The organism is Sphingomonas ginkgonis (assembly GCF_003970925.1).
GTDB classification, from domain to species: domain Bacteria; phylum Pseudomonadota; class Alphaproteobacteria; order Sphingomonadales; family Sphingomonadaceae; genus Sphingomicrobium; species Sphingomicrobium ginkgonis.
Window position 1 is genome coordinate 2,797,338 of sequence record NZ_RWJF01000001.1, and the last position, 26,918, is coordinate 2,824,255.

A 26,918-nucleotide genomic window follows, 5' to 3' on the forward strand; every position below is an offset into this window, starting at 1 on the left:
CGGGCGCGCCGGCTCAGGCGTCGATCTGGGTCATTCCGCGCGCGTGATAGCGGTCGCCCGCGGCGGCGCCTGGCGGGAGGATCTGGTCCAGCCGCTCGAGCTCCTCGCGGCTAAGCTGGACGTCGAGCGCGGCGATGTTCTCGTCGAGCCGCCCAGCATGACGGGTGCCGGGGATCGGCACCACGTCGTCGCCGCGCGACAGCACCCAGGCGAGCGCGAGCTGCGCCGCGCTGCAGCCCTTGTCGGCCGCCATCCGCTCGATCTCGCGGACGAGATCGAGATTGCGCTGGAAATTCTCGCCCTGGAACCGCGGATGGAGGCGGCGAGTATCGTCCGCGGCGAAATCGTCGGGCGAGCGGATCTGCCCGGTGAGGAAGCCGCGGCCGAGCGGCGAATAGGCGACATAGCCGATGCCGAGCTCGCACACCGTCGGCAGCACGTCGGCCTCGGCGTCGCGGCTCCACAACGACAATTCGGTCTGCACCGCGGTGATCGGGTGAACCGCATGGGCGCGGCGGATCGTCTCGGGCGCCGCTTCGCTCAGCCCGAGGAAGCGGACCTTGCCCTGCGCCACCAGCTCGGCCATCGCGCCGACCGTCTCCTCGATCGGAACGCTGCGGTCGACCCGGTGCTGGTAGTAAAGGTCGATGGTATCGACCTTCAGGCGCCGGAGGCTCGCCTCGCAAGCGGAGCGGACATAGGCCGGATCGCCGCGGATGCCGAGCATGTCGCCGTTGGGCGCGCGCTCGTTGCCGAACTTGGTGGCGAGGAACACCTCGTCGCGGCGCGGGGCGATGGCCCGGCCGACCAGCTCCTCGTTGCGGCCGGTGCCGTACATGTCGGCGGTGTCGAGGAAGGTCACGCCGCGGTCGAGCGCGTGGTGGATGACCCCGATCGACTGCTCGTCGTCGTGCGCGCCGTAGAAGTCGCTCATCCCCATGCAGCCGAGCCCGAGAGCGCTGACGGTAGGGCCGCTCGGGCCGAGGGTGCGGGTCTGCATGCGGTTGCTCCTAGTCCATGTGCACGGGCGCTTCGCCGGGCGTGGCGGGGCGCGGCTTGCGCATCAGCACGAGCAGCGGAAGCGCGCAGAAGGTGACGATCATCATCAGCTTGAAGTCATCGAGATAGGCGATGAACAGCGCCTGCCGGGTGACCTCGGCATTGATCACGGCGAGCGCGACATCGCCGCCCGGCGCGACGACCTGGAGCAGGTTCGGGTCGGCCGACGGGATGCTCTGCTCGGTGACGTGCGCCGCGAGGTCGGCGTGGCTGACCTGCGTCATCCGGACGAGCTGCGCCGACACCACCGAGATGCCCGCGGACCCGCCAAGGTTACGCGCCAGGTTCAGCAGCGAGGCGGCGGTGGTGCGGAACGAGGGCGCCAGCGTGCTGAACGCCAGGCTCTGCAGCGGCACGAAGATCAGCCCCAGCCCGAGGCCCTGGACGACGCCGCTGACGATCACCGGGGTCGAGGGCTGATCCAGCGCGAAGCCGGTCATCAGGTAGAGCGAAGCACCCATGAGCACGACCCCGAGCCCGACCAGGATGCGGGCGTCGACCCTGCTCGCCAAGCGACCCGCGAGCAGCATGGAGATCAGCGTCCCCACGCCCCGCGGCGCGGTCAGGAAGCCTGACTGCAGCACCGAGTAACCGTAGAGAGACTGGAGCAAGGGCGGGAGCAGCGCGAGCCCGGCGAGGAGCAGGACGCCGGTCACCACCATGAAGACGATCCCGGTGGAGAAGTTGCGGTCCTTGAACAGCGAGCGGTCGAACAGCGGGTGCTCGGCGGTCGCAAGGTGGACGATGAACATCCAGATCGCGGCGATCGCCAGCCCGAACTCGATGATGATCTCCCAGCTGTCGAGCCAGTCCTTCTGCTGGCCGCGATCGAGGCCGAGCTGGAGCGCGGCGACGGCGATCGCGAGCAGCCCGAAGCCGAACATGTCGAAGCGGCGGTTCTGGGTCTCGGTCTTGGGCATGTAGCGCAGCAGCATCAGCGTGCAGATGATGCCGACCGGAAGGTTGACCAGGAACACCCAACGCCAGTTGTAATTGTCGGTCAGCCAGCCGCCGAGCACCGGCCCGAGGATCGGCCCGATCATCAGCCCGCCGCCGAACAGCGCCATCGCCTGCGCATGCTTCTCGCGCGGGTTGATGTCGAACATCGTCGCCTGAGCGAGCGGGACGATGAAGGCGCCGCCGATGCCCTGCAGGGCGCGAAAGGCGACCATCTCGGTCAGCGAGGTGGCGATCGCGCAGAGCACCGAGGCGGTGGTGAACAGGACCACGGAAACGATCAGCAGCCGCTTGCGGCCGAAGCGGTCGGCCATCCAGCCGCTGATCGGAAGCGCGATCGCCGACGCCACGATGTAGCTGGTGAGCACCCAGTTGATGCTCTCCTGGGTGGCGCTGAGCGCCGCCTGCATGTGCGGCAGCGCGACGTTCGCGATCGTCGTGTCGAGCACTTGGAGCAGCACGCCCATCATCAGCGCGATGGTCGTGATCAGTCGCTCGGTCGGGGGCAGCACATGGCTGATCACCCCGACCTTGTCATCCGCCTTGCTGGCCATGGTTACTTCTTGCTGTCGAGGTCCACGGTGACGTCGGCCGACAGACCGGCGATCATCGGACGATCCGGGTTGCCGTCGAAGAAGATGCGGACGGGAACCCGCTGGGTGACCTTCACCCAGTTGCCGTTCGCATTCTGCGCCGGAAGGACGGAGAACTCGCTCCCGGTACCCGCGCCGACGCTCTGCACATGGCCCGTATATTTATGGCCCGGATAGGCGTCGATCTTGATGTCGACGTGCTGGCCCGGGACCATGCGGCCGAGGTCCTTCTCCTTGAAGTTCGCCTCGATCCACGCCGCGTTGCTGCGGACCAGCGACAACATGCCGAGCCCCTGCACCGCCATCTGGCCGATCTGCAGCCGGTCGGCATTCGCGACCGTCCCGTTCATCGGTGCGCGGATCGAGGTGCGGGTGAGGTCGAGCCGGGCCTTGTCGACGGCGGCGCGCGCCTGGGCGATGCTCGGCTGTTCGCCCGGGGCGATGGCCGAAGCCGCGTTGGCGGAGCGGGCCCGCGCGTCGGCCAGCGCGGTCTCGGCCTTGCGGACATCGTCCAGCGCGTTGTCGTAGTTGACGCGGGTGGTGAAGCCCTGGCGCAGGAGCTCGGTCTGGCGCGACAGCGAGCGCTGCGAGATGGCGAGGCTGGCCTGCGCCCCGGTGATGTCGGCGCCGGTACCCGCGGCCTGCGTGCGCAGCTGGGTCGTCGCGAGCTGCGCGGCGGCGAGCTGGGCCTGGGCCTGTTCGAGCGCAACCTGGTAGGGGGCCGGATCGATGCGGAACATCAGCTGGCCCGCCCGCACCCGGTCGCCGTTCTTCACCGCCACCTGGATGATCGGCCCGTTCACCTGCGCGCTCACCGAAACGATGTCCTGCTTGATCGAGGCATTGTCGGTCGACACCGAATTGCCGCTCGCGAAATAATAATAGGCGCCGCCGGCCAGCAGCAGCAGCGGAACGATCAGCATCAGGATGGTGCGCAGCGGACGGCGCTTGCTCTTTTCCGGAGCGATCGTCTGGTCGACGTCGGCCGGTGCATTGACCGGCGTTCCGCTCAGCTGCTCGTTCTTCATCTCGGTCATGCGCCCAGCGCCTTCCTGTTCCTGCCGCCCTCGGCGACATTGTCGCGCACCGTCGCCAGCGCGCTCCGCATCTGTTCGATCTGGGATGGGGTCATCCCTGCAAACGCCTCAGCCGCCAATTCGGCCGCAACCGCGTGCAGCTCCTCGATCACCGGGGCCGCCTTGGCGGTCAGTACCAGCCGCCAGGCGCGCCGGTCGGCCGGGTCGCGCTGCCGCTCGACGAAACCCGATTCCTCGAGCTTGTCGACGATCCGGCAGAGCACGATCGGCTCCATGTCGAGCCGTTCGGCGAGGTCCACCTGCCGCAGGCCCGGCTCCTTCGAGATCCGCGCCAGCACCCGCCACTGCGACCGGGTCACGCCATGCGCGGTGACGCGCCGGGCGACCGCCCGGCGGAGCGCATCCGCAGTCTCGACGATTTCCCAGGTCTCATTCGGCATATCTCGCATATAATAAGCTTGCTTATTGATGACAAGGCTTTGTTGCGACGCAGCAGAGCAGCGCGGGTTGCATGGGGGTTGAGTTGCGCCGGAAAGCAGGACAATCCGCCAGGCGTGACCCAAGACATCGCCAAGATCATCGATCAGCTCTGCGCCATCTACGATCAGTCCGTCGGCAATTTGCGAAGCGCCATCAACGCCTATGTCCGCGAAGGCGTCCGCCCGCCCCGTGACGCCCGAGCCGAGGGGTGCTTCGCCTACCCGGAGCTGCGGATCGACTATAATCCCGACGTTGCGCCGCCCTCCCCGGCGCGCGCCTTCGCCCGGCTCAACCAGCCCGGCGTCTACACCGCCAGCATCGCCCGCCCGCAGCTGTTCCGGCCCTATCTGACCGCCCAGCTCGAACATCTCATCCGCGACTATGACGTGGAGATCAGCGTCGGCCGCTCGGCCAGCGAAATCCCCTACCCTTATGTCCTCGACGCGAGCGACGACCTCAAGCTCGGCGGGATCGCTTCGGCCGAGCTGTCGCGCTGGTTTCCCGCCACCGAGCTCGTCCACATCGGCGACGAGATCGCCGACGGCGGATGGGACCTGAGCTCGGGCCCGACCCGCCCGCTCGCGCTGTTCGACGCGCCGCGAACCGACTTCAGCCTCGCCCGGCTGCGGCACTATACGGGAACCCCGCCGGCGCACTTCCAGCGCTTCGTGCTGTTCACCAACTATGTCCGCTATGTCGACGAGTTCGTCCGCTTCGCCGCCGATGCGCTGCGCACGCCCGGCGGGCGGTTCACCGGCCTGTCGGTGCCCGGCGGCGAATATGAGCGCGGCGACCTCCACAACGTCGAGGCGGAGATCGCGGCCGGTTCGTGGCGCCGCTTCCAGATGCCCGCCTATCACATGATGGCCGAGGGCGGTTCGGGCATCACGCTGGTCAACATCGGCGTCGGGCCGTCCAACGCCAAGACCATCTGCGACCATATCGCCGTGCTCCGCCCCGAGGCGTGGCTGATGATCGGGCACTGCGGCGGCCTGAGGCCGAGCCAGACGATCGGCGACTATGTCCTGGCCCACGCCTATCTGCGCGACGACCATGTGCTCGACGACCATCTGCCGGTCGAGATCCCGCTGCCGGCCATCGCCGAGGTCCAGAACGCGCTGTTCAACGCCGCGGTGACCGTCGCCGGCGAGGGGGAGGACAGCCTCAAGAAGCGGCTCCGCACCGGCACCGTCGTCACCACCGACGACCGCAACTGGGAGCTTCGCTACACGCTCTCGGCGCTACGCTTCAATCAAAGCCGGGCGGTGGCGATCGACATGGAGTCCGCGACCGTCGCCGCGCAGGGCTACCGCTTCCGCGTGCCCTACGGCACCCTGCTGTGCGTGTCCGACAAGCCACTCCACGGCGAGCTCAAGCTGCCCGGACAGGCCAACGCCTTTTACGAGCGGGCGATCAGCCAGCACCTCAGGATCGGGATCGAGACGATCAACCTGCTCCGCCAGGAAGGCGACGCGCTGCACAGCCGCAAGCTCAGGAGCTTCGACGAGCCCCCCTTCCGCTAAAGCGGGCTACTTCGTCCGGCCGAGGGTGGGCAGTGCGGGGTTGGTGCGCAGCCAGGCTTCCATCGCATCGAGGTCGACGCCGCTGTCGGCCGGATCGGTGCCCGCCGCGCACGCCGAGAAGCCGTCCCCGCCGGACGCGAGGAAGTTGTTGACGGTCACCCGGTAGCGGGCGGCCGGGTCGACCGGCCGCCCGCCCAGCTCCATCAGCGTGATGCGCTGCCCGGCCGGCCGCGTCAGATCGTAGCGGAAGCGGAAACCCTGGCTCGGCACCAGCAGCGAGTTGACCTTGGCGGCGCTCCCGCTGCCCGAGAACTGCTGTTCCAAGACCGCCTTGAGCTGAGCGCCGGTCAACGTCCGGGTGACCAACGTGTTGCCGAACGGCTGCATCTGGAAGATGTCGCCGTAACGCACGCTTCCGCCGGCGCGCGGCTTGAGGCTGGTGCGCACCCCGGGCCCGTTGATGAAGGCGACCTGCGCCCCCGCCTTGCGCGATGCGGCGAGCTGCGAATCGGCAATCAGCGCCGCCGCGGTTCCTTCCCCGTCGTCCTCCGCCTTGAGCGCGGGGCCGGGTAGCCGGCCCACCACCCGGTCGGCGACCGGTGCGGCGGCCGCGACGTAGCGCGCGGTGAGCGCGGCGACCGCCGGGTCGGCGGGGCCGGCGGCATCGATCGGCACGTTCTGCGCGGTGGCGGAGAGCAGGGCCCGGGTCCGCGGATCGAAGCTGAGCAGGATGTCCGACACGAGATAGGCATATTTGCCCGCGCTGGTCAGCAGCCGGTCGGCGCCGCCGCGGTTGAGCGTGCAGTTGTAGGCGTAGTGGGTATGCCCCGATACGACGACCCGGATCGCCGGATCGAGCTGGTCCATGATGCCCAGGATCGGCCCGGCGAACTGGTCGCAGCTCTGTACCTCGTAGACCTTGGGTGCCTTGCCGCCCTGGTGGATGAGGAGGACGATCGTGTCCGCGCCCTGCGCCTTCAAGCGCGGGACCAGCGCATTGGCGGTCGCAGCCTCGTCGGCGAAGTGGAGGCCCGCCACCCCCGCCGGGCTGGCGAGGATGCCGGTGTCCCTCAGCGTCATGCCGATGAAGCCGACCCTGATCCGGCCGAACCGGCGGATCGCCGTTGCCGGGAACAGCGTCGAGCCGTCCGCGCGCTGAACGTTCGCGGCGAGATAGGTGAAGGCGGCGCCCTTGAACGGTTCGACGGCGCAGGGCTTGCGGCTGGTGAAGACCTGGCACCCGCCCTTCTGCATCCGCAGCAGTTCGCCGCTGCCCCGATCGAACTCGTGGTTGCCGACCGAGGCGAGCGAGAGCCCGGCCATCCCGAGCGCCGTCACGGACGGCTCGTCGAGGAAGTAAGAGGAGGCGATCGGCGAGGCGCCGATCAGGTCGCCGGCCGCCACGGTGATGCTGTTCGGGTGACCCTTGCGCAGCTCCTGCAGCTTGGCCGCCATCTGCGCCGCGCCGCCGGCATGGAGCGGCGTGTCCTTCCCCGCCGCGCCGGTGATCGAGATCGTCCCGTCCGGCGCCTCGAGATTGCCGTGGAAATCGTTGAGGCCAAGGATCTGCACCTCAACCGGGCCGGCGGCCTGCCGCGGCGTGGTGGCGAGCGGGCCGGCGCAGCCGGCGAGGCCAAGCAGCAGGACAGGAATCAGACGCTTCGACATGGCCCGTCCTTGCGGGGAGCGAAGCGGCGACGCAATCCATCTTTGCCGGGAGCGCGGCGCGATTGCGTCGCTGCGCCCGCGATGACACAGGAACGCGGATGACCGACGATGAACTCATCGCCGCCGCCCGCGCGGCTGCCCTCAAGGCCTACGCACCCTATTCCCGCTTCTCGGTCGGCTGCGCGATCGAGAGCGTCGACGGCGAGGTCGTGACCGGCGCGAACATGGAGAACGCCTGCTACCGCCTCGGCCTGTGCGCCGAGCAGAGCGCGCTGACCGCAGCGCAGCACGCCTTCGGGCTCGACAGGGTCGCGCGGATGGCGGTGGCCGGCGGCGATGGCTCGCGCGAAGCGCTGGCGGGTGAGGGCGTCTGCACCCCGTGCGGCGGCTGCCGGCAGGCGATCTTCGAGGCGGCGCAACTCGGCGGGCGCGACATCGAGATCCTCTGCGCGAGCGGCGACGGGACCAGCAGCGAGCGGCTGCACATCAACGCGCTGCTGCCCCACGGCTTCGGCCCCGCCAACCTTTCGGACGCGGGCTGATGGCGACGCTTGGCGCCGTAGTCGGCGGCCTCCACGCCGACGGCGAGATCTATCGCGCGCACGTCACGCCCAACTGGATGCAGGGCCGCACCACATATGGCGGCGCCTCGTCCGCGCTGGCGGTGGCGGCCGCTCTCAAGGCCTTCCCCGACCTCCCGCCGCTGCGCTCGGCGCAGATCGCCTGGACCGCCCCGCTCGGCGGCGAGATCGAGGCTCGCCCTACCCTCCTCCGCCAGGGCCGGAGCGCGAGCTTCGTCCGGGTCGAGCTGAGCGCCGGCGAGCAGGTCGGGCTCGCCGCGCTGCTGCTGTTCGCGGCGCCGCGCGAGTCCGAGATCGCGGTCGCGCCGCCCCTCCTCGCCCCGCTGCCACCCCGGCTAGACCCCATCCCGGCGCCCGACCGGGTCGAGTTCGGCAAGAATTTCGAGATCGGTTCGACCGGCCACGATCGTCGCGGCATTCCCTCGATCATGCACTGGGTGCGGCTGAAAGATCGCTCGCATCTTCATCCACTGGTCGAGCTGTTCGCGCTGGCCGACGGGCCACCGCCGGCGACGATCACCCTCTTCCCGCGACCGGCGCCGCTCAGCAGCATGACCTGGCAGGTCAACCTTCTCACCCCCGAGCCCCACAGCGAGGACGGCTGGTGGCTGATCCGCGCCGACGCCGACTCGGCCGACGGGGGGTTCTCCAGCCAGTCGATGAAGATGTGGAACTCGGCCGGGCAGCTGGTTGCCGTCGCGACCCAGACGGTCGCTCTGTTTGTCTAGGCCTCGCCGAACAGCTCGCGCTGGCTCTTCTCCAGCTCCTCGGCATAGCGGCGGCGGACGAAGGTCTCGCTGATCAGCCCGAGCACCTTGCGGCCACTGTCGAGCACCGCCAACTCGTCCGACTGGGCAGCATCGAACCGCCGCATCACCGTCGCGATGTCGAGGTCGGCGCTCAGCGCCTTGTCCTGCGCAACCGCCAGCGACTGCACCGGAGCGGCCGGGTCGCAGCGCTCTCCGTAGGCGACGGCGGTCGGCACGATCCCGGCGTAGGTGCCATCGGGCTCGATCAGCACGACCCGGGTCGTCGAGCCGAGCGGGAAGCGGCGGCGGAACTCGCCGATGCTGCTGCTCGCCAGCATGACCTTGGTGTCCCGCCGCATCATCTGGCGCGCGGTCAGGCTGCGCACCCAACCCACGTCGCGCGCGCTGCGCACGCTTTCGCCCCTGAGGTGCAGCCGCCAGGTCGAGAAACTATAGCCGAACGTCTCGCGGACGATCGTGCCGGCGATCAGCGCGGCGGCGATTACGGCGCCGGTCAGCCCGAAGTCGTGCGTCGCCTCGAGCACCAGCATGGCCATGGTCATGGGTCCGCCGACCACCGCGACGGCGAGCCCCGCCATGCCGACCAGCGCGGCGTTTACCGGACTGACGACCGGGTGGCCGACGATCGCGGCGAGTCCGAGCGCGAACAGCTGGCCGATCAGAGTCCCGAGGAACAGCGAGGCGAAGAACAGCCCGCCGCGAAAGGAGCAGGCGAGGCTGATGATCGACGCCGCGCTCTTGGCGAGCAGGATGGTGAGGATGAAGCCGGCGGTCACCCCGACCGCGAGGTCGGCGTGGAGCGCGCCATGGCCGGCCGACAGCACCTGCGGCGAGACGAGCGCGATCGGCATCAGCAGCGCGCCGCCGAGGACCGGCCGTGCGGCGTCGGGCACCCGCGCCAGCCGGACCAGCCGCTCCGCTCCCGCGACCCCGAGCATCAGGAGGATGCCGAGCAGCGCGCAGATCGCCCCCAGCAGCCCGTAGAGCAGATAGTGGTGGGTCTCGACCGGCTGCCCGGCGGTGGCGTTGAGGAGATAGGGCTGCACGCCAAGCCCCTGCGCGACCAGCGCGCCTGCCAGCGACGCCGCCGCAACCGGCGCGATCGCAGAGGGCGTGTAGGCGCCGATCACGATCTCGAAGGCGTAGAAGGCGCCGGCGAGCGGCGCTCCAAAGGCAGCGGCGATCGCGGCGCCGGCGCCCGCGCCGACCAGCACGCGCCGGTCCGCGCGGCGCGGGTTGAACAGCCGGCTCGCCACCGAGGCGGCCGCGCCGCCGAGCTGGGCATAGGCGGCTTCCAGACCGACCGAGGCGCCGAACCCGTTGCTGATCGCGGTCTGGCCCGAGATGACCAGGCTGTCCGGGACGGACATGATCCCGCCGTGGAGGGCGTTGGCCTCGACCGCGTCGACCATCGGCCGCCGCCGGGCGCGGGTCAGCCGGTTGAACAGGATCAGCGCCGCGCCGCCGAGCGGGAGCACCAGCAGCACCGGTCCGCCGATCGCCGGAAGCTCGCTCAGCCGGGCGGTCGGCGGCAGCCGGTAGAACCAGTGCTGGAGCGTCCGGGCGGCGGCGCCGATCAGGATCGTCGCGACCGCCGCCGCCGCGCCGACCGCGGTCGCCAGCGCGATGAAGACATATTCGCTGGTTCGGGCGCGCCGGCGGATCCAGCGGATCAGGGCGCCCGGCCGGGCCATTGCAGCGAGCCCGCCCTCAGGCGAGCTTGATCTCGCGCAGGCGCTCCAGGAGATAGTCGTGGCTGCTGATCGGCGGCCACTTCGGCTGCTCGCCCGCCGGCACCGTGCCGGACAGCGCCTCGATCACGAAGTCGGGGCGGAAATGGAGGAAGAAGGGCATCGAATAGCGCGCGTTGGAGGCACGGTCGGGCGCCGGGTTGATGACCCGGTGCGAGGTCGAGCGGAGCTTCCCGTTGGTCAGTCGCTGCAGCATGTCGCCGATGTTGATGACCAGCTCGCCCGGCTTGGGGCTGACGTCGAGCCAGCGGCCGTCGCGGGTCTGGAGCTGGAGCCCCGCCTCCTCGGCGCCGAGCAGCAGGGTGATGGTGTTGATGTCCTCGTGCGCGCCGGCGCGGATATGCTCGCCGGTCGGCTCCGCCTGCGGCGGATAGTGGAGGAGGCGCATCACCGAATTGCCGTCACGCACCGTGTCGGTGAAATAATCCTCGTCGACCCCGAGGTAGCGGGCGATGGCGGCGAGCACCTTCAGCCCGGCGGCATCGAACGCGTCGTAGAGCGCGAGGAACGTGTCCCTGAAGCCGGGCACCTCGTCCGGCCAGACATTGTCAGCCATCACTTCGCGGAACTGATGTCCGGCGGGAAGCTCGCGCCCGACGTGCCAGAATTCCTTGAGGTCGAACGCCTTATGGCCCTTGGCGGTCTCGATCCCGAAGGGCGTGTAGCCGCGCGCGCCGCCCTGACCGAGCGCGTAATGCTTCTTCACCGCGTCCGGCAGCGCGAAAAAGGCTTTCGCCTTGGCCTCGGCGTCGTAGATCAGCGCGGCCGGGATGCCGTGGTCGCGCAGGATCGCGAAGCCATATTCCTCGAAGCTGCGGCCGAGTTCGTTCGCGAAGCCGGTGGGATCGCGGTCGGCGTCGGTCAGCGAGACGGATGCGACGCTGTCGCTGGTGATGGTGTCGGTGGTCATGTTCCTGTCCCTACGCCCCGCAGGGGCGCGACAAAAGTCAGATCAGCAGACCCGCCAGCGCGGCGCTCATCAGGTTGGCGAGGCTCCCCGCGAGCAGCGCTCGGAGGCCGAGCCGGGCGATCACCGGCCGTTGCTCGGGCGCGAGGCCGCCGGTCACCGCGAGCTGGATCGCGATCGAGCTGAAGTTGGAGAAGCCGCACAGCGCGAAGGTGATGATCGCGCGGCTCCGGTCGCTGAGCGCGGCCGAGGGTCCGGCTGAATTGCCGAGGTCGATGAAGGCGACGAATTCGTTGAGGACGAGCTTGGTCCCGAACAGGCCGCCGGCGACCCCGCTCTCGGTCCACGGGATGCCGATCAGGAACATGATCGGGCGAAAGACGAGGCCGATGATGCCCTGGAAGCTCAATTCGGGATGGCCGAACCAGCCGCCGATCCCGCCGAGAATGCCGTTGGCGAGCGCGACCAGCGCGACGAAGGCGAGAACCATCGCGCCGACCGCGACGGCGAGGCGGACGCCGGTCAGCGCGCCCTGGCTGGCGGCCTGGATGACGTTGGCCGGCTGCACGCCCTCTTCGAAGGTCTCGGCGACGTCGACCTGGTCTTCGGCGGTGCCGCCCTCGAGCGGAAGCTCGTCGGCCTTCGCCTCGCCGGCCCCGTCGGGCATCATCATCTTGGCCATCAGCACGCCGCCCGGCGCCGACATGAAGGCCGCGGCGAGAAGATAGGGAAGATAAGCCGCGCCGAGCAGGCTGGCGTAGGCGGCGAGGATCGTCCCAGCGACCCCGGCCATGCCGACCGTCATGACGGTGAACAGCTGCGGCGGGGTCAGCGCGGCGAGATAGGGGCGGATCACCAGCGGCGATTCGGACTGGCCGACGAAGATGTTGGCGGCGGCCGAGAGCGATTCGACCCGGCTGATCCCGGTGACCCAGCCGATCGCTCCGCCGACCCAGCGCACCACCCGCTGCATGATCCCGAGATAGTAAAGGATCGCGACCAGCGCGGCGAAGAAGATGATCACCGGCAGCGCGGCGATGGCGAAGGTGTTGGCGAGCGGGTTCTTCTCGGTCGGGCCGAACAGGAACTCAGTGCCCTTGCCGGCATAGCCGAGCAGGTCGGCGACCCCGTTGGACATGCCCTTGATCGCCGCGATCCCCCACGGCGTGTAGAGGACGAGGACGGCGATCCCCGCCTGCAGCGCGAAGGCGGCGCCGACGATCCGCAGGCTGATGCGCCGGCGGTCGGCCGAGAACAGCCACGCGACGGCAAGGATCGCGGCAACGCCGACGAGCCCGAACAGATGATTCATTCTTGGCTGCCCTCCCCCGGCGCCGCTTACCAGACCATGCCCTTGCTAGCGCTCGCCGCGGCGGAGTCGAGCCTGTCGAGCGCTTCCGCCGGTGACGAGGCGCTCAGCAGCTGGGCGCGGCGCGGCTGCGACAGGAAGCCGCTGTCGCTGACATGGTCCATGAAGGTCTCGAGCCCGGACCAGAAACCGTTGACGCTGAGGAGGCAGAACGGCTTGGCGTGATAGCCGAGCGCGTTCCACGTCCAGGCCTCGAACATCTCGTCGAGCGTGCCGATCCCGCCCGGAAGGCAGACGAAGGCGTCGCACAGCTCGGTCATCTTGGCCTTGCGCTCGTGCATGCCCGACACGCGGTGGAGCTCGGTGCACCCGAGATGCGCCACTTCGGCATCGACCAGCGCGGCCGGGATCACCCCGAAGACCTTGCCGCCCTCCGCCAGCACGGTGTCAGCGACCACGCCCATCAGCCCGAGGCGCCCTCCGCCGTAGACGAGGTCGATGCCGCGCCGGACCATCTCGCGCGCGAGTTCGCGCGCCACATCAGCGAAGGCGGGGTCGGCGCCCATGGCGCTCCCGCAATAAACGGCGACACGGCCGAGGCTGCTCACAGCTTCACCAGCTCCTGGAGGTCGGCGACCGGCCGGGCGCCGAAATGCGAGATGATCTCGCTCGCCGCGAGCGCGCCGGTGAACAGGCAGCGTTCGACGTCATGCCCCTTGCAGCGCGCGGCGAGGAAGCCGGCCGCGAACAGGTCTCCCGCGCCGGTGGTGTCGACCACGCTGGCGACGGGCACCGCCGGCACCTCGGCGCGGCGGCCCTCGTCCACGGCTAGTGCGCCCGCCGGGCCCCGGGTGATCACCAGCGTCGGCACCCGCGCCGACAAGGACTCGATCGCCGCATCGAGGTCGCTCCGTCCGGCAAGCTGCAGCGCTTCGTCCTCGTTGGCGAAGAGAAGGTCGACCCCGCGCGTGTCGAGCATGGCGTTGAACGCTTCCTTGCGGCCGGCCATGCAGACGCTCTCGCTCAGGGTGAAGGCGACCTTGTTGCCTGCGTCGTGCGCGATCTCGACCGCGCGCCGCATCGCCGCCCGCGGCTTCTCCGGTCCCCACAGATAGCCTTCGAGGAAGAGGATCGCCGAGCCGCGGATCAGCGCTTCGTCGAGCGCGGCGGGGGCGAGCTCGTGGCTCGCCCCGGGACAGGTGTTCATCGTGCGCTGCGCGTCAGGGGTGACGAGGATCAGGCAGCGTCCGGTCGGCAGCCCGTCGGCCGGGATCGGCGGCGTGTCGAACGCGACACCCAGGGCGCGCATGTCGTGGGTGAAGATGGCGCCGAGCTGGTCGTCGGCGATCTGGCCGATGAAGGCGGCGCGTGCGCCCATCGCCGCCACCCCCGCCATGCTATTCGCCGCGGAGCCGCCGCTCGATTCGCGGGCCGAGCCCATCGCGGCGTAGAGCCGGTCCGCGTCGACCGGCGACAGCAGCTGCATCTGCCCCTTGGGCAGCCCGTGCTCGGCGATGAAGGCGTCGTCGCAGGTCGCGATCACGTCGACGATCGCGTCGCCCATCGCGACCACATCAAATTGGCGGGAAGTCATGAGGCGCGGGCCCTAGCGGCGAGTCGGGCGGGCAACAAGAGGCTGAGCAAACGCCGGATTTCCGCTCTCTTGCAAAGCGCGAACGAGCCGCTACCCCTCCGCGCCCATGACGACCGACACGAGCATCGACGCCCGCCACGGGCTGCCGCGTTCCCTCTTCGCGCTTGCCATCTTCTACGGCGGAATGGTGTGCATCGCCGGTGTGCTCGGCAACAAGCAGATCGCGCTGGGACCGCTGGCGGTGGAGGCCGGGATTCTCGCCTTCCTGCTGCTGGTGGTGACCTCGAGCTCGATCGCCGAGCTTCACGGGCGGGAGACCGCCAACCGGCTGGTCCTGATCGGCTTCGTCCCGCTGATCGCCTCGCTGCTGCTGACACTGCTGGTGCTCGCGGTCCCGCCAGCGCCCGCCATGGATCCGCAGCGGCTCGACGCCTTCAACCTGATGATGTCCGGCACGCCGCGGATCTGGATCGGCGGGATCATCGCCTACGGCACCTCGACCCTCCTCAACGTCACCATCTTCAGCCGCCTGAAGGGCAGCGAGGGCAACCGGCTGCTGTGGCTCCGCTCGGCGATCGCCTCCGCGCTCAGCCAGGTGGTCGACACGCTGATCTTCATCGGCATCGCCTTCTACGGCGTCTTCCCGATCGGCGAGCTGCTGCTCGGGCAGATGCTCGCGAAGGTTGTCCTTTCGGTCATCCTCGTGCCCCCGCTCGTGTACGCCTTCGTCGCGCTCGGCCGCCGGCTCGACCGCGCGCGCGCCTAAGCGCGGCAAACACCAACCCGCGTTGTGTTTTTTACGCAACGCTTACAAGTTATCGCGCCGCAACATGGATGGCCTGTCACAAATCTGACGCCAGCCGGCTATAGGCGCAGCGGGGAGTCGGGCAGGGGTGCCCGATCTACAAGCATATCCAATCACTTGTACCGGGGAATCCTGTGAAGAAACTCGTCCTTCTCAGCAGCACCGCTGCCATGTTCGTCGCGCCGTCGATGGCCTTCGCCCAGTCGACCGGCACCACCGCGACCGAGAACAGCACCATCGTCATCACCGGTACGCGGACGCGCAGCGTCAACGGCGTCGTCGTTCCCGACGTGCCCAAGACCCGCTCGGTGCTGACCCAGGAGATCCTCAACCGCCAGTCGGCCGGTCAGTCGATCCTGCAGTCGATCAACCTCATCCCGGGCGTCAACTACACCAACACCGATCCCTACGGCTCGGCCGGCGGCAACCTGCGTATCCGCGGTTTCCCGGGCAACCGGGTCGCCTTCCTGTGGGACGGCCTGCCGCTCAACGACACCGGCAACTACGCCATCTTCGGCAACCAGCAGATGGACCAGGAGCTGATCGACCAGGTCTCGGTCAACCTCGGCACCACCGACGTCGACTCGCCGACCCCGTCGGCCGCCGGCGGCGTCGTCAGCTATCGCACCCGCGTTCCCAGCACCAACCCGGGCGGCATGATCCGCGCCTCGCTTGGCGACTTCGCCTATCGCCGGATCTTCGGCCTGCTCGACACCGGTTCGCTGACCAGCTGGGGGACCCGCGCGTTCATCTCCGGATCGGCCCAGAAGTATGACAAGTTCAAGGGCCCGGGCGTCATCGACAAGAAGCAGGTCAATGCCCGCGTCTACCAGCCGCTCGGCGGCAACGGCGACTTCGTCTCGCTCGCCGGCCACTACAACCGCAACCGCAACAACAGCTACAACAGCGGTGCAGTCGCTGACTATCTGACCAACCGCTACTTCGACAACATCGGCCTGTGCGTCCGCGACGCGCCGACCACCGGCGTGCGCGACAACGACAACAGCGGTACGTCGAGCAACAACAGCCAGCCGGCCAGCTGCACCAACTACTACAACCTGCGCATCAATCCGTCGGACACGTGGAACCTGCGCGGGTCGATGAAGATCAGCCTGACCGACAACCTCACCTTCACGGCCGACCCGGGCTACCAGCACACGTTGGCCAACGGCGGCGGCACCACCGTGATCGCGGAGAACGACAGCCGCCTGCGCGACGTGACCGGCGGCGCTGCCGGCGTCGACCTCAACGGCGACGGCGACATCCTCGACATCAACAACACGACCAGCCGCACGACGCTGGGTGGCATCCGTGTTTACAGCCCGAACAACACCCGCACGCGCCGCTACACCTTCCTCAGCTCGCTGATCTGGCAGGTCGCGCCGCAGCACCGGTTCCGGCTTGCCTACACGTTCGATCGCGGCGACCACCGCCAGACCGGCGAATATGGCAACGTCGACCTGGCCGGCAATCCGCTGAACCCGTTCAGCGGCAAGGTCGACCGCGCGTCGCAGATCCTGACCCAGTCGGGCGCGATCCTCCAGGTCCGCAACCGCAAGTCGATCGCGCAGCTGCAGCAGGTCTCGGGCGAATATTTCGGCCGTTTCTTCGACAACCGCGTGACCGTCACCGCCGGCATCCGCGCGCCGTTCTTCCGGCGTGAGCTGAACCAGTATTGCTACACGTCGAACGGCGACTTCGTGTTCGGCGGCACGGCGATCACCCAGACCGACGCGCAGAAGATCACTGCCGGCGGCCTGCGCGTCACCGCGGGCAACCCCTACTGCACGGCGCAGGCCAACCCGATCCTGCCTGGCGCCACGCTCGCCAACCCGACCGCGGGCAACGGCGTCGCCTACTTCGCGCCCTTCTCGCGCACGGTGAAGTACAGCCCGATCCTGCCGTCGGCGGGTGCCTCGTTCAACATCACCAAGTCGCAGAGCGTCTACGTCAGCTTCGGCAAGAACTTCTCCTCGCCGAGCACCGACAACCTCTACCGCTCGGTCGTGCTGAACCCGAGCCCGGAAACGACCAACAACTACGAGGCGGGCTATCGCTTCACCTCCGGCGTGGTGCAGGCGCAGCTCGCGACCTACTATGTCAACTACAAGAACCGTATCGTCAGCGCGCAGGATCTCGATCCGGCGAGCCCGACGTTCGGCAGCTCGATCGACCGCAACGTCGGCAACGCGACCGCCTACGGCTTCGACGGCCAGCTGGCGATCCGTCCGCTGCGCAGCCTGAGCCTCTACGGCTACGCCTCGTACATTCACTCGGAGCTGAAGCAGAACATCACCCGGGTGGCGACGCAGAACGTCGCGCTCACCACCTGCCCGTCGACCGTTCCGGCTGGCCAGACCTGCCAAGTCGTCGACGTGTTCACCAAGGGTGCGCAGTTCGTCGAGACCCCGAAGTGGCAGTTCGGCGGCCGCGTCCAGAAGGACTTCGGCCCGCTCTCGATCGGCGGCCAGTTCAAGCATGTCGGAAGCCGCTATGCGACCGACGACAATGGCGCGGTCGGGACGATTGCCAACGTCGGCACGCTGCCGATCGACAACAACGGCAAGCTCCACTCGTACAACCTGGTCGATCTCGACGCCGTGCTGCACGTGCCGCTGGGCGGCTCGGACAAGCCGAACGCCGACTTCCGGGTCGGGGTGACCAACCTTTTCAACAAGTATTACTTCGGCAACATCTCGACGGCGACCTCGCTCGCTGGCGGCACGCCGCGCTTCTCGGTCGGTGCTCCACGCACCTTCCAGGTGAGCGGCACCTTCAGCTTCTAGGTCGGGCTCGACGGCAAGGATCAGGGCGTCGCTCCTTCGGGAGCGGCGCCCTTTTCTTTTTTTCTGGAGCTGGAGCGCGAGAGACAGAGCTCGCTAGTGGCGCTTCAGGCCGCTGATGCGGACCGGGCGGGCGCGGTGTCGAGCAGCCGGATGATCTCCGCTGCCTGCATCGGCTTGGAAAAGAGGAAGCCTTGGACCGACGAGCAGCCCTGGTTGCGCAGTTCGGCCAGTTGGCCGCGTTCCTCCACCCCTTCCGCCGTCGTCTCCATGCCAAGTGCGTGGGCGAGATCCGTGATGGCGCGCACGACCGCACTCGCTCCGGGGCGGGTCAGCAGGTTCTGGATGAAGCTGCGATCAATCTTGAGCTTGTCGAACGGAAAGCTCTGCAGGTAACTCAGTGACGAATAGCCGGTGCCGAAATCGTCGAGCGCGATGCGGATGCCGAGTGTGCGCAACGTGTGGAGCAGCTTGAGCGTCGCCTCGCTACCCTCCAGGAAGATGCTCTCGGTAATCTCGATCTCGAGCCGCTCGGGCGCGAGACCACTCTGTCCGAGTGCCTGGACGATGATCTCCTGCAGCCCCGGACGGTGGAACTGGACGGAAGACACGTTCACCGCGACCCGGACGTGGTCGGGCCAGCGGGTCGCCTCGTGGCACGCCTGCCGGAGCGCCCAGGCACCGAGCGGCACGATCAGCCCGGTCTCCTCGGCGATCGGGATGAACTCGACCGGGGAAACCAGCCCGCGCCGGGGATGGTTCCAGCGCAGCAGCGCCTCGAACGAGCCGATGCGATCTTTCTCGAGATCGAACAGCGGCTGGTAGAAGAGCTCGAACTCGCCGCGCTCGAGCGCGATGCGGAGGTCGTTTTCCATCTGCCGCCGCTGCTGCGCCCGCTCGTTCAGCGATTCCTCGAAGAAGGCGAAGGTCCCGCGCCCGGCTTCCTTGGCGCGGTAGAGGGCGAGATCGGCGCTCTTGAGCAGGTTGCCCGCGTTGCTTCCGTCGGTCGGGGCGAGCGCGATTCCGATGCTGGTCGACGGAACGATCATCTGCCCGTCGAGCTGGATCGGCTCCGAGATGCCCCGGATCAGCGCCTCGGCGAGCCGGTCGGCGCCCCCGCGCTCATTCTCGCCGATGTCCTGCACGACCACGAACTCGTCTCCGCCGAGCCGGGCGACGAACTGTCCTGCGCAGATCGCGGCGATGCGCTCGCCGACCGCGACCAGCAAGGCGTCGCCCGCCGGGTGCCCCATCGTGTCGTTGACGTTCTTGAACTGGTCGAGGTCGAGACAATGCAGCGCCACCGGCTTGCCGGCCCGCAGCCGAAGACCGAGATGCTCATGGAACATCGTCCGGTTCGGCAGCCCGGTCAGTACATCGTTGAACGCGAGATGGGCGATCCGCCGCTCGCGCTCCTCGATCTTGACCACCATGTCGTTGAACCCGGCGGCGAGCCGCGACAGCTCGTCCTCCCCCTCGACCTTCAGCTCGGCATGCTCGCCGCGCGCCAGCCGGCCCGCCGCCTCGTCGAGCCGTGCCAGCGGCCGCGTAATCGAACCCGCCGCCCGCCAGGTCGCGAAGGCGACGAGGCTCAGGCCGAGCAAGGTCATCAGTGCCAGCGCCCACTGCAGCCGCCGCGCGGAGGCGAGCGCCAGCCGCTTGGGATAGGCCAGCATCAGCACCGACCCGTCACGCTGCTCGCCGAGGCTGGGCAGCGGCTTGGTCAGCACGATCGCATCCGCCCGCCTCGGATCGCTCGTTCCGGCGACGCTCTGCCAGACGCTGCCGCGGCGAACGAGAACGTCGGCATGCAGGGGAATGGCGGACAGTCGCTCGAGCGAGGTCATCTCGCGCTGGTCGAGGTCGGCCGCGAAGACCACCCAACCGATGAGGTTAGGCGCCATGACCGGCGCCGCCGCCAGTTGCCGGACCCTGCCCCCGACCACCGCCACCCCGGCCAGCCGGCCGCCGTCGAAGGCGTTCCACAGGCCCGGTCCTTCCCGCTGGATCGACGGGTCGGCGCTGCCCTCGACGCGGCCGTCGAGGGCGACGATGAAGGCGCTTCCGACGTTCAGCCGGGCGCGCGCATTGTCGAGCGCGGAGCGCATCGTCGCCTCGTCGCGGGTCGCGACCGCGGCGCGGAAGCCGAAGTCACGGGCAAGCAGGTCGGCGCCGTCGCGCAACTTGCCGCTGCGCAGCTGCCACAGCCGCTCGTAGACCGCGCCGCTCGACTGCAGCTGCCGCTCGACCTGCTGCGACGCGTTGTTCGCGATCAGGCTCGACAGCGCCAGCGAGACCGCCAGCATCGCGCCGGCGAACAGCAGCGCGAACTGAACGGTGAGCCGGGTGCTGAGCGAGCGGAAGCGGAGCATCAATAATCGGCCATCGCGTGCATCGGCGGCGGCCGCAGCCGCACCATCACCTTCACCGCCGGCACGTTCGGTCCGAGCGCCTGGTCGACCTGATTGCCGGGCGCCCGCAGATAGGGATGCCACACGCTGAGCCGGGCGGGTCCGCCGGGGAGGTCGGCGAAGCGGATCGTGCCGTCGGGGCCGGTCACCGCGGTCCAATTGCTCGCGGCGACCGCGATGAACGCGCTCATCCGGTCGTGAATGTTGCAGCCCAGCGCGACCACCCCAGGGCGGTCGAAGCGCACGGTCCGGCTCTGGTCGCGGGCGAACAGCTTGAGCTCGAAGCTGCGCGCCTGCGAGAAGCTGTAGACGTGGTGCTTGGTCGGGTCGAAATTGGGAAAGCTGACCTCCGCCCCGGCCGGAACGACGCTGACGAAGGGATGGAACTGCAGCCCGCGCTGCGACACCTGGTAGCGCTGCGTGATCCGCATCGGCCGGGCGCCGCTTGCCGGGAGCACGCTGACAACCGCATCGCGGACCGGATGCCCGGCGGGATCGACGACCCGGATCAGCAGCGGCGCAGCCTGGGCCGATGCGCTACTCAGCATCGATAAGCACAGGATCGGTTTGAAGATACGCATCGGAATGGATTTAAACAGGTTGCGTAAACAGGGTGTTACGCTCACCAGCGAAATCGAAGGCTCGCCTGAAGCTGGTCCTGACTCTGGCTCGGCTCGAGTCCGATGTCCTCCCGCTGCTCGCGCCGGCTGGCGATATGAATGGCCTCCAGCCAGAGGCTGGTCGCCGGCGTGAGCTCGCGGTGGCCCGCGAGCGTGGCGGCCCATCCGCGCTCGTCATATTCATCGTCGATGTAACGGCCGCGGTTGCGGGTGCCGAACGCTTCCACCCTCGCCGCCACGCCGCCCCGCGGAAGATCGTGGACGAGCAGCGCGAACGCCGAGCGAAAACGATTGTCGATCCAGATCCGGCCGTCCTCGACCAGGCCCATCCGGGTCCGCCCGGTCAGCGCTTGGACCTTGAGCCGGGTGGCGGGCGCGAGGTCGACGACCGCACCCAGGTTGGTGAAGCGGGTTCGCCAGCCCCATTCGAGGTCTGCATTGACCGCTTCGGGGTCGCCGCGATTGTCGTAGTGGAACAGCTCGAGGTGGAACGGCAGCGGTGGGGACCAGCCGAGCCGGCCGTAGTAGCCGGGGCGCCGGGCGAAACCTGGCTTTACGTCGAGCAGCGGATGCGTGAAATGAGGCTGGGCCGCCTCGATCTCCTCCGACAGGATGGCGAGCGGCTGCGCCCTTCCGGCGAGCGTCACCCGGTCGTGCAGCGCCCAGCCGCGATAGGTCAGAAGCGCACCCGCCGTGTCGTTCGCCGCGATCGCCGCGCCGCTGACGACGAGGCGGTGCTCGCCCAGAGTCGCGGTGAGGCTCGCCTCGACCGCCGCCGGACGCACTTCCTCGCCGATCCAGCTGTTGATCGCACTGGGCGTGATCGTGTCGGTGACGTGCCAATCCGCGCCGCCATGCTCCAGGCTGACCGGTGGCCACAGCAGGCCGAGCCGGCCCGACCAGCGCAGCCGCCCGCCCTGCAGCGGCTTGATCGCCAGATAGGCCTGGCTGATCCCCCCGGTGATCCGGCCCGGACCGCCCTGCAGCGTTCCGACCACCACGCCCGACAGGTCCCAGCCGAACCGCGGCTGCCAGCTGAGGTCCGCCCGACCCAGCGTGGCGTTGACCCCCCGCTCCGAACCCAGCTTGCCGAGCCCGCCATCGAGCCAGCTGCGCTCCCCGTCGGCAGCGGTCAACCGCACGTCGCCGCCGGCGGACCAGGTGCCGGTCGCGACCGTCGACTGCGCCGCCGCCGGGGAGGCGACAAGCGCGGCGAGGCCGGCCAGGAAGCTGTACGCACGCAACGACATGGGCGCGCCTTGTAGCGCCACATGGTTAAGAGCTGCTCAACGAGCGAGCCGTTGACCACCGGAGCGGAGTGACTGAGCGTCCGCCGCGGGCTGTCGCAAATAGCGCCTTATCTTGGCGGCGATGTTGACGTGGCGGCGGTCGTCGTGGCAATCGGCCGGCGGCTCTCGACAGCCAGGCAAGCGCGTCGGCCCAGCAAGTCGGCCGCGTCTGCCTCGGTGGTCGGCGTGCGGGTATGATGTAATGGTAGCCTGTCAGCTTCCCAAGCTGAACGCGCGGGTTCGATTCCCGCTACCCGCTCCAGCCCTTCGTCCAGTCCCCGCTTCTCAGCCGACCGCCTCGCTGCGGCCGGGGTGACTGCCGGCCCGCTGCGGAAGCACGACGATGAGCAGGACGATCAGCCCGGCGAGCACGGCTGAGGCGAGCGGGCGGCTGATGTCGAGGCCGCCCTTGTCGAGCGGCTTGTCGAACAGGTCGCCCACCGTGGCGCCGAGCGGCCGGGTGAGGATGAAGGCCGCCCAGAACAGGGCGACGCGGCTGACCCGCGTCCCGAGATAGAGCAGGGCCAGCACCGCCAGCCCGGCCCCGAACACCATCGCACCGCCCGCATAGTCCGAGATGAGTCCGCCGGACCAGCCTTCGATTCCGTCGGCGAACCAGTCGCCCAGCGCGGTGCCGAGGGTCTGCGAGAAGGTGATCGTCAGCCAGTAGAAGAGCTCGGCCCGGGGCGTGACGATCTTGTTGACGTCGACCGTGCCGACGCTCGCCTTCCACCACGCGAGCGAGCCGAGGACCAGCGCGAGCAGCAGCAGCGACCCCCCGGGATAGCCGATGCCGAGGCTGCGGTCGGCGAAGTCGGCCAGGGTCGTGCCGGCGGTCGTCGAGGCGATGATGGTCGCCCAGTATAGCCAGGGATGGAACCGGCGGGCCCGCACCTGGACGGCGACCAGCACGGCAAGGAGCGCACCGAAGATCAAAGTCCCGACCAGATAGCCGTTGAGGCCGGACGCGCCGGCTTCCGGCGTCGTCTCGCCCAGCCAGCTCATCGACACGGTGTCGCCGCCCGTCTCGCCCAAGGTGGTGGCGAGGATTTTCACGATCCAGAAGCCCAGCGTCACCGCCGGGACCTTGGACGACCGGGCTCCGTCGTTGGGGGGGTCCAGCGGACCGGGACCGTCGTGTTCGTTACGCATCAGCATCAAGTCACCTGCCTGAAGCGCGACAAGGCGGTTCGGGCGCCGGCTTGTCAAGCGGCGCGTCCGATGCGTTGATCGATCGTGCGAGACGGTCGTTCAACCCGCATGACCGCAGCCGACCGCTTTCCCGTCAGCCCGGACGGCCGCTACTTCGTCGTGCGCGGGCGCCTGTGGCGGCGGACCAACCCGCATCTGCCCGAGGGCCGGCGCCGCTGCTGGGTCCGTGCGCTGATGAAGGCACGGCGCGCTCGGGACCGAGCCGGGGTCGAGCGGGCCAAGCGCGCGCTGGGCGAACGCGGACCGGTGTGGTGGACCGACGGCGCCCGCGACTGGAACCGGCATCTCGCCAAGAACACTCCCTATGCCGGCTGGTTTGCTTCGCTTCGTCCCGGCGGGGATGGCTGAGAAGCACAACCGATGGAACCGGGCAGCCGCGGCCGGTTTTCCCCTGCAACCTGTAGGAGACTGAACCATGGAAGACGCCCGGATCTGGAGCATGGAAGAGAAGCTCTGGCGCGGGGGCGCCGACGTCTATGACGAGCTGGTCGACGAGAATGTCGTCATGGCCCTTCCCGCCGAACCCCACGTCTTCTCCCGCGAAAGGGCCAAGGAAGCGGTCAAGAGCACGCCGCACTGGGACGAGGTGCGCTTCTCCGACCAGCGGGTCGAGCGTCCCGAGGAGGGGCTGATCGTCATCGGCTACCGGGTCGAGGCAAGCGGCGGCGGACAGAGTTACGAGGCGTTCTGCACCAGCACCATCCGGCGGCTCGGCCATGAGGACTGGAAGGTCATCCAGCACAGCCAGCTGGTCCCGCTGACGATGGAATAGGCTACTGGATCCCGCCGGCGACCGGTTCGCGGCCGAGCTCGCGGAGCCGGTCGCCGAGCGTGCCGGCCGCCGCCGATGCCAGGCCGGGATCCTCGGAGCGGATGACGAAATTGGCGCCGATCCGCCCCTCACGGAAGAAGGGATAGCTGCCGATGCTGATCCCGGGCGTCGCCTTTTCCAGCGCGGCCAGCGTCTCGGCCACTTCGCTTTCGGGAACATAGGCGCCGACCGTCTCGGACACGAGTGGACGGCCGCCTTCCAGTGCCCCGGTCAGCGCGTCGAGCATGCCGGCCGCGATGTGCGGGACTCCAGCGAGAATGAAGAGATTGCCGATACGGATGCCGGGCGCGCCGGACATGCGGTTCGGGATGAGGTCGGCGCCCTTGGGCACCCGTGCCATTCGCAGCCGCGCGTCGGTGAGGCCGCCGCGCGTCTCATAGTGGCGCTCGAGGATCGCACGCGCCTCGGGGTGGACGATCACGCCGACGCCGAGCGCGGCGGCGATCGCGTCGACCGTGATGTCGTCGTGGGTTGGCCCGATCCCGCCGGTGGTGAAGAGATAGTCGTTGGCGGAACGCAGCGCGTTCACCGCGGCAACGATTTTCTCCTCGACATCCGGCACCACCCGGACCTCGGCCAGCCGGATGCCCTGCACGTTCAGCCAGGAGGCGAGCTGGGCGACATTCTTGTCCTGCGTCCGCCCCGACAGGATCTCGTCGCCGATCACGACGAGAGCGGCAGTCCAGATTCGGGAGCTCGTCATCCTGTCCTCCTAGCGGACCCCGCCTGCTTGCGCGAGATGGCCAAGGTGTATTACGGTACTATGTCACCTTGAGGGAATGTCGATCCATGCGCCGGCGCCTGCTCCTGCTGTTCACCGCCCTGCTCGCCGGGCCGGCCGTCGCCGCGCCGTCAGCCCCGCCGCTCGGCTGGCACCCGCCGGTCGCCGGCGACAGGACCCGGATCATGACGCTCGGCAGCGCGCACCTGTCGGGGATCAGGTCGGTGACCCCGGCGATGCTGGAGCCGCTGCTCGCCCGGCTGGCCGGCTTCCGGCCGACCATCATCACCCACGAGGGCGTCCCGGGCGAGCAGTGCGACATGATGCGCCGCTCGCCTCGCTACGCCGACGCGGTCGCGAACTATTGCTGGGACCCGGCGCCCGCGCAGAAGCTCGCCGGCAAGACGCAGCAGGAAGCAGAGGAGGCGGCCGAAACCTTGCTCGAACGTGGCGGCCCGCGAACGCCGGCGGAGCGGCGCCGGCTCGCGCTGCTGTTCCTCGCCGCCAACGAGCGGGCCTCGGCCTGGGTGCAGTGGCTGCGACTGGTGCCCGGCGAGCGGATCGCCGCCGACGGGCTCGACCCGGCGATGATCGACGTGCTCGAGCGCAAGGGCAAGGCTCGCAACGAGAGCTACGACGTCGCGGCAATGCTCGCCGCGCGGCTCGGGCTCGAGCGCGTCTATTCGGTCGACGACCATTCGAGCGACGGGGCGATGCGGCACACCGACGGGCCGTTCGAGGCCACGATGACCCGCCACTTCGCGCGCGGCCGTGCTTCCCCCCTCGTCGCCGAGGAGCAGAAGTTCGAGGCTTCGCTCAAGGACGGCGCTTCGATGCTCGCCTTCTATCGCTGGCTCAACGACCCCACGATCGCCGCGAAGCAGGGCCGGATGGATTTCGGCGGCGCCCAGTCCGCCGCCGATCTCGCGCCCTACGGCCGCCACTATGCCGCCTGGTGGGACGTCCGCAACCTGCGCATGGCCGCCAACATCCGCGCCACCACCGTCGAGCATCCGGGCGGCCGGGTGCTCAACATCGTTGGCTCGTCGCACAAGCCATATTACGATTGGCTGCTGAGCCAGATGGGCGATGTGGAGGTCGTGCCGGTCCAGCCCTTCCTGCGCTAAGCCGGATCGCCTATCTAGCGGGCATGACCCAGTACATGACCGTCGAGGCCGACGACCTCACCGAAGCCCGCAACGGCGTCATCAAGCTGCACGGATCCGAGGGCTTCGCGGGAATGCGCAAGGCGGGGCGGCTCGCGGCCGAGATCCTCGACGCGCTGGTCCCGCACGTCCAGCCAGGCGTCACCACGCAGGACCTCGACGACATCGTCAGCGCGATGACCCGCGACGCCGGAGCGATCCCGGCGACGATGAACTACCGCGGCTACACGCATAATTGCTGCATTTCGATCAATCATGTCGTCTGCCACGGGATCCCGTCGGACCGGCCCTTGAAGGACGGCGACATCCTCAACATCGACGTCACGCCGATCGTTGACGGGTGGCACGGCGATTCCAGCCGCATGTACCTCGTCGGCGACGTGCCGCTGAAGGCGCGCAAGCTGGTCGACGTGACCTACGAGTGCCTGATGCTGGGGCTGGAGCAGGCCCGGCCGGGCAACCGGCTGGGCGATGTCGCCAGCGCGATCCAGCGCCATGCCGAGGCGCATCGCTACGGTGTCGTCCGCGACTTCTGCGGACACGGGGTCGGCCGGCTGTTCCACGACAGCCCGGAAGTCGTCCACGCCGGCCGCCCCGGCACCGGCCCAGAGCTTCGGCCGGGCATGATCTTCACGGTCGAGCCGATGATCAATATCGGCAAGCCCGACTGCAAGCTGCTCGACGACGGCTGGACCGCGGTGACCCGCGACCGCTCGCTCTCCGCGCAGTTCGAGCATTCGATCGGCATCACCGAGGACGGTTGCGAGATCTTTACGAAGAGCCCGGCCGGGTTCGACAAGCCCCCCTACTAATTGCCGCTTCCCCGTGGCTTCGCGGGCAGGCTAGACAG

24 protein-coding genes and 1 tRNA gene are annotated in these 26,918 nt (G+C 68.9%); 10 read left to right on the forward strand and 15 right to left on the reverse strand.

Annotation, left to right across the window (positions count from 1 at the left end):
* Positions 1-13: 13 nt before the first annotated feature.
* The 4 genes from HMF7854_RS13490 to HMF7854_RS13505 are packed head-to-tail and all read right to left on the reverse strand — an operon-like array spanning position 14 to position 4,086.
* Entirely contained in the window at positions 14-1,000 is a 987-nt protein-coding gene (locus HMF7854_RS13490) for an aldo/keto reductase (protein WP_126719676.1), read from the reverse strand.
* 10 nt (positions 1,001-1,010) lie between these two features.
* Entirely contained in the window at positions 1,011-2,570 is a 1,560-nt protein-coding gene (locus tag HMF7854_RS13495) for a DHA2 family efflux MFS transporter permease subunit (RefSeq protein ID WP_126719677.1), read from the reverse strand.
* Between the two features lie 2 nt (positions 2,571-2,572).
* On the reverse strand, positions 2,573-3,646 hold the full coding sequence (locus HMF7854_RS13500; protein ID WP_239016988.1) for an HlyD family secretion protein: 1,074 nt from the start codon (positions 3,644-3,646) through the stop codon (positions 2,573-2,575).
* Positions 3,643-4,086, reverse strand: a complete 444-nt coding sequence (locus tag HMF7854_RS13505) for a MarR family winged helix-turn-helix transcriptional regulator (protein WP_126719678.1) — start codon at positions 4,084-4,086, stop codon at positions 3,643-3,645. The genes HMF7854_RS13500 and HMF7854_RS13505 overlap by 4 nt, the downstream gene beginning before the upstream one ends.
* 114 nt (positions 4,087-4,200) lie before the next feature.
* Here HMF7854_RS13505 and HMF7854_RS13510 point away from each other — a divergent pair, with 114 nt between their 5' ends.
* Positions 4,201-5,649, forward strand: a complete 1,449-nt coding sequence (locus HMF7854_RS13510; RefSeq protein WP_221766453.1) for an AMP nucleosidase — start codon at positions 4,201-4,203, stop codon at positions 5,647-5,649.
* A 6-nt stretch (positions 5,650-5,655) separates the two neighbouring features.
* Here HMF7854_RS13510 and HMF7854_RS13515 read toward each other — a convergent pair whose 3' ends face one another.
* Entirely contained in the window at positions 5,656-7,317 is a 1,662-nt protein-coding gene (locus HMF7854_RS13515) for a bifunctional metallophosphatase/5'-nucleotidase (RefSeq protein ID WP_126719680.1), read from the reverse strand.
* A 62-nt stretch (positions 7,318-7,379) separates the two neighbouring features.
* On the opposite strand from HMF7854_RS13515, the gene HMF7854_RS13520 reads away from it, so the two are divergent.
* Entirely contained in the window at positions 7,380-7,859 is a 480-nt protein-coding gene (locus HMF7854_RS13520; RefSeq protein ID WP_275402011.1) for a cytidine deaminase, read from the forward strand.
* Positions 7,859-8,626 carry a thioesterase family protein gene (locus HMF7854_RS13525; RefSeq protein ID WP_126719682.1) on the forward strand — a complete coding sequence of 256 codons (768 nt, stop codon included), beginning with the start codon at positions 7,859-7,861 and terminating at the stop codon, positions 8,624-8,626. Before HMF7854_RS13520 ends, HMF7854_RS13525 begins: the two co-directional genes overlap by 1 nt.
* Here HMF7854_RS13525 and HMF7854_RS13530 read toward each other — a convergent pair.
* The 5 genes from HMF7854_RS13530 to HMF7854_RS13550 are packed head-to-tail and all read right to left on the reverse strand — an operon-like array spanning position 8,623 to position 14,229.
* Positions 8,623-10,362, reverse strand: a complete 1,740-nt coding sequence (locus HMF7854_RS13530; protein ID WP_126719683.1) for a chloride channel protein — start codon at positions 10,360-10,362, stop codon at positions 8,623-8,625. The two genes, HMF7854_RS13525 and HMF7854_RS13530, sit on opposite strands and share 4 nt — an antisense overlap.
* A 16-nt stretch (positions 10,363-10,378) precedes the next feature.
* Positions 10,379-11,329 carry an isopenicillin N synthase family dioxygenase gene (locus HMF7854_RS13535; protein WP_126719684.1) on the reverse strand — a complete coding sequence of 317 codons (951 nt, stop codon included), beginning with the start codon at positions 11,327-11,329 and terminating at the stop codon, positions 10,379-10,381.
* Positions 11,330-11,366: 37 nt separating this feature from the next.
* Entirely contained in the window at positions 11,367-12,638 is a 1,272-nt protein-coding gene (locus HMF7854_RS13540) for a NupC/NupG family nucleoside CNT transporter (protein WP_126719685.1), read from the reverse strand.
* 26 nt (positions 12,639-12,664) lie between these two features.
* Entirely contained in the window at positions 12,665-13,243 is a 579-nt protein-coding gene (locus HMF7854_RS13545) for an LOG family protein (RefSeq protein WP_239016989.1), read from the reverse strand.
* Positions 13,240-14,229, reverse strand: coding sequence for an adenosine kinase (locus HMF7854_RS13550; RefSeq protein ID WP_126719686.1), 990 nt, complete (start codon positions 14,227-14,229; stop codon positions 13,240-13,242). The genes HMF7854_RS13545 and HMF7854_RS13550 overlap by 4 nt, the downstream gene beginning before the upstream one ends.
* A gap of 106 nt (positions 14,230-14,335) precedes the next feature.
* On the opposite strand from HMF7854_RS13550, the gene HMF7854_RS13555 reads away from it, so the two are divergent.
* A complete protein-coding gene (locus HMF7854_RS13555; RefSeq protein ID WP_126719687.1) occupies positions 14,336-14,995 on the forward strand; it encodes a queuosine precursor transporter in 660 nt (219 codons plus the stop codon).
* A gap of 173 nt (positions 14,996-15,168) precedes the next feature.
* Positions 15,169-17,820, forward strand: coding sequence for a TonB-dependent receptor (locus tag HMF7854_RS13560; protein ID WP_126719688.1), 2,652 nt, complete (start codon positions 15,169-15,171; stop codon positions 17,818-17,820).
* Positions 17,821-17,924: 104 nt separating this feature from the next.
* On the opposite strand, the gene HMF7854_RS13565 is transcribed toward HMF7854_RS13560, so the two are convergent.
* The 3 genes from HMF7854_RS13565 to HMF7854_RS13575 all read right to left on the reverse strand — a co-directional run bounded on the left by HMF7854_RS13565 (position 17,925) and on the right by HMF7854_RS13575 (position 22,098).
* Positions 17,925-20,189: a putative bifunctional diguanylate cyclase/phosphodiesterase gene (locus HMF7854_RS13565; protein WP_239016990.1), complete on the reverse strand. Its 2,265-nt coding sequence runs from the start codon at positions 20,187-20,189 to the stop codon at positions 17,925-17,927.
* The gene (locus HMF7854_RS13570; protein WP_126719689.1) at positions 20,189-20,776 is read right to left on the reverse strand and encodes a cupredoxin domain-containing protein; all 588 of its coding nucleotides are present in this window, start codon (positions 20,774-20,776) and stop codon (positions 20,189-20,191) included. Before HMF7854_RS13570 ends, HMF7854_RS13565 begins: the two co-directional genes overlap by 1 nt.
* 74 nt (positions 20,777-20,850) lie before the next feature.
* Positions 20,851-22,098, reverse strand: a complete 1,248-nt coding sequence (locus tag HMF7854_RS13575) for a hypothetical protein (protein WP_126719690.1) — start codon at positions 22,096-22,098, stop codon at positions 20,851-20,853.
* A 227-nt stretch (positions 22,099-22,325) separates the two neighbouring features.
* Here HMF7854_RS13575 and HMF7854_RS13580 point away from each other — a divergent pair.
* Positions 22,326-22,399: transfer RNA gene (locus HMF7854_RS13580), tRNA-Gly, on the forward strand.
* Between the two features lie 23 nt (positions 22,400-22,422).
* On the opposite strand, the gene HMF7854_RS13585 is transcribed toward HMF7854_RS13580, so the two are convergent.
* Positions 22,423-23,289 (reverse strand): COG4705 family protein, encoded by an 867-nt coding sequence (locus tag HMF7854_RS13585; RefSeq protein WP_126719691.1) that lies wholly within the window; start codon positions 23,287-23,289, stop codon positions 22,423-22,425.
* Between the two features lie 108 nt (positions 23,290-23,397).
* Here HMF7854_RS13585 and HMF7854_RS13590 point away from each other — a divergent pair, with 108 nt between their 5' ends.
* Together HMF7854_RS13590 and HMF7854_RS13595 are read left to right on the forward strand one after the other, a co-directional pair.
* Positions 23,398-23,697, forward strand: coding sequence for a hypothetical protein (locus HMF7854_RS13590; RefSeq protein WP_126719692.1), 300 nt, complete (start codon positions 23,398-23,400; stop codon positions 23,695-23,697).
* Positions 23,698-23,764: 67 nt separating this feature from the next.
* Complete coding sequence (locus HMF7854_RS13595; protein WP_126719693.1) at positions 23,765-24,121, forward strand: DUF4440 domain-containing protein; 357 nt, start codon at positions 23,765-23,767, stop codon at positions 24,119-24,121.
* A gap of 1 nt (position 24,122) precedes the next feature.
* On the opposite strand, the gene HMF7854_RS13600 is transcribed toward HMF7854_RS13595, so the two are convergent.
* Positions 24,123-24,884, reverse strand: a complete 762-nt coding sequence (locus HMF7854_RS13600; RefSeq protein WP_126719694.1) for a competence/damage-inducible protein A — start codon at positions 24,882-24,884, stop codon at positions 24,123-24,125.
* An 86-nt stretch (positions 24,885-24,970) separates the two neighbouring features.
* Between HMF7854_RS13600 and HMF7854_RS13605 the strand changes: the two genes are divergently transcribed.
* Positions 24,971-26,029: a DUF5694 domain-containing protein gene (locus HMF7854_RS13605; protein ID WP_126719695.1), complete on the forward strand. Its 1,059-nt coding sequence runs from the start codon at positions 24,971-24,973 to the stop codon at positions 26,027-26,029.
* Positions 26,030-26,052: 23 nt separating this feature from the next.
* Positions 26,053-26,880 carry a type I methionyl aminopeptidase gene (map, locus tag HMF7854_RS13610; RefSeq protein ID WP_126719696.1) on the forward strand — a complete coding sequence of 276 codons (828 nt, stop codon included), beginning with the start codon at positions 26,053-26,055 and terminating at the stop codon, positions 26,878-26,880.
* Positions 26,881-26,918 lie beyond the last annotated feature (38 nt).

Excerpts from the sequence above, each read along its gene's own strand:
- HMF7854_RS13490 (WP_126719676.1), bottom strand. The coding sequence starts at position 1,000 with ATGCAGACCCGCACCCTCGGCCCGAGCGGCCCTACCGTCAGCGCTCTC.
- HMF7854_RS13495 (WP_126719677.1), bottom strand. The coding sequence starts at position 2,570 with ATGGCCAGCAAGGCGGATGACAAGGTCGGGGTGATCAGCCATGTGCTG.
- HMF7854_RS13500 (WP_239016988.1), bottom strand. The coding sequence starts at position 3,646 with ATGACCGAGATGAAGAACGAGCAGCTGAGCGGAACGCCGGTCAATGCA.
- HMF7854_RS13505 (WP_126719678.1), bottom strand. The coding sequence starts at position 4,086 with ATGCCGAATGAGACCTGGGAAATCGTCGAGACTGCGGATGCGCTCCGC.
- HMF7854_RS13515 (WP_126719680.1), bottom strand. The coding sequence starts at position 7,317 with ATGTCGAAGCGTCTGATTCCTGTCCTGCTGCTTGGCCTCGCCGGCTGC.
- HMF7854_RS13525 (WP_126719682.1), top strand. The coding sequence starts at position 7,859 with ATGGCGACGCTTGGCGCCGTAGTCGGCGGCCTCCACGCCGACGGCGAG.
- HMF7854_RS13530 (WP_126719683.1), bottom strand. The coding sequence starts at position 10,362 with ATGGCCCGGCCGGGCGCCCTGATCCGCTGGATCCGCCGGCGCGCCCGA.
- HMF7854_RS13535 (WP_126719684.1), bottom strand. The coding sequence starts at position 11,329 with ATGACCACCGACACCATCACCAGCGACAGCGTCGCATCCGTCTCGCTG.
- HMF7854_RS13540 (WP_126719685.1), bottom strand. The coding sequence starts at position 12,638 with ATGAATCATCTGTTCGGGCTCGTCGGCGTTGCCGCGATCCTTGCCGTC.
- HMF7854_RS13550 (WP_126719686.1), bottom strand. The coding sequence starts at position 14,229 with ATGACTTCCCGCCAATTTGATGTGGTCGCGATGGGCGACGCGATCGTC.
- HMF7854_RS13555 (WP_126719687.1), top strand. The coding sequence starts at position 14,336 with ATGACGACCGACACGAGCATCGACGCCCGCCACGGGCTGCCGCGTTCC.
- HMF7854_RS13565 (WP_239016990.1), bottom strand. The coding sequence starts at position 20,189 with ATGCTCCGCTTCCGCTCGCTCAGCACCCGGCTCACCGTTCAGTTCGCG.
- HMF7854_RS13570 (WP_126719689.1), bottom strand. The coding sequence starts at position 20,776 with ATGCTGAGTAGCGCATCGGCCCAGGCTGCGCCGCTGCTGATCCGGGTC.
- HMF7854_RS13575 (WP_126719690.1), bottom strand. The coding sequence starts at position 22,098 with ATGTCGTTGCGTGCGTACAGCTTCCTGGCCGGCCTCGCCGCGCTTGTC.
- HMF7854_RS13585 (WP_126719691.1), bottom strand. The coding sequence starts at position 23,289 with ATGCGTAACGAACACGACGGTCCCGGTCCGCTGGACCCCCCCAACGAC.
- HMF7854_RS13590 (WP_126719692.1), top strand. The coding sequence starts at position 23,398 with ATGACCGCAGCCGACCGCTTTCCCGTCAGCCCGGACGGCCGCTACTTC.
- HMF7854_RS13595 (WP_126719693.1), top strand. The coding sequence starts at position 23,765 with ATGGAAGACGCCCGGATCTGGAGCATGGAAGAGAAGCTCTGGCGCGGG.
- HMF7854_RS13600 (WP_126719694.1), bottom strand. The coding sequence starts at position 24,884 with ATGACGAGCTCCCGAATCTGGACTGCCGCTCTCGTCGTGATCGGCGAC.
- HMF7854_RS13605 (WP_126719695.1), top strand. The coding sequence starts at position 24,971 with ATGCGCCGGCGCCTGCTCCTGCTGTTCACCGCCCTGCTCGCCGGGCCG.
- map (WP_126719696.1), top strand. The coding sequence starts at position 26,053 with ATGACCCAGTACATGACCGTCGAGGCCGACGACCTCACCGAAGCCCGC.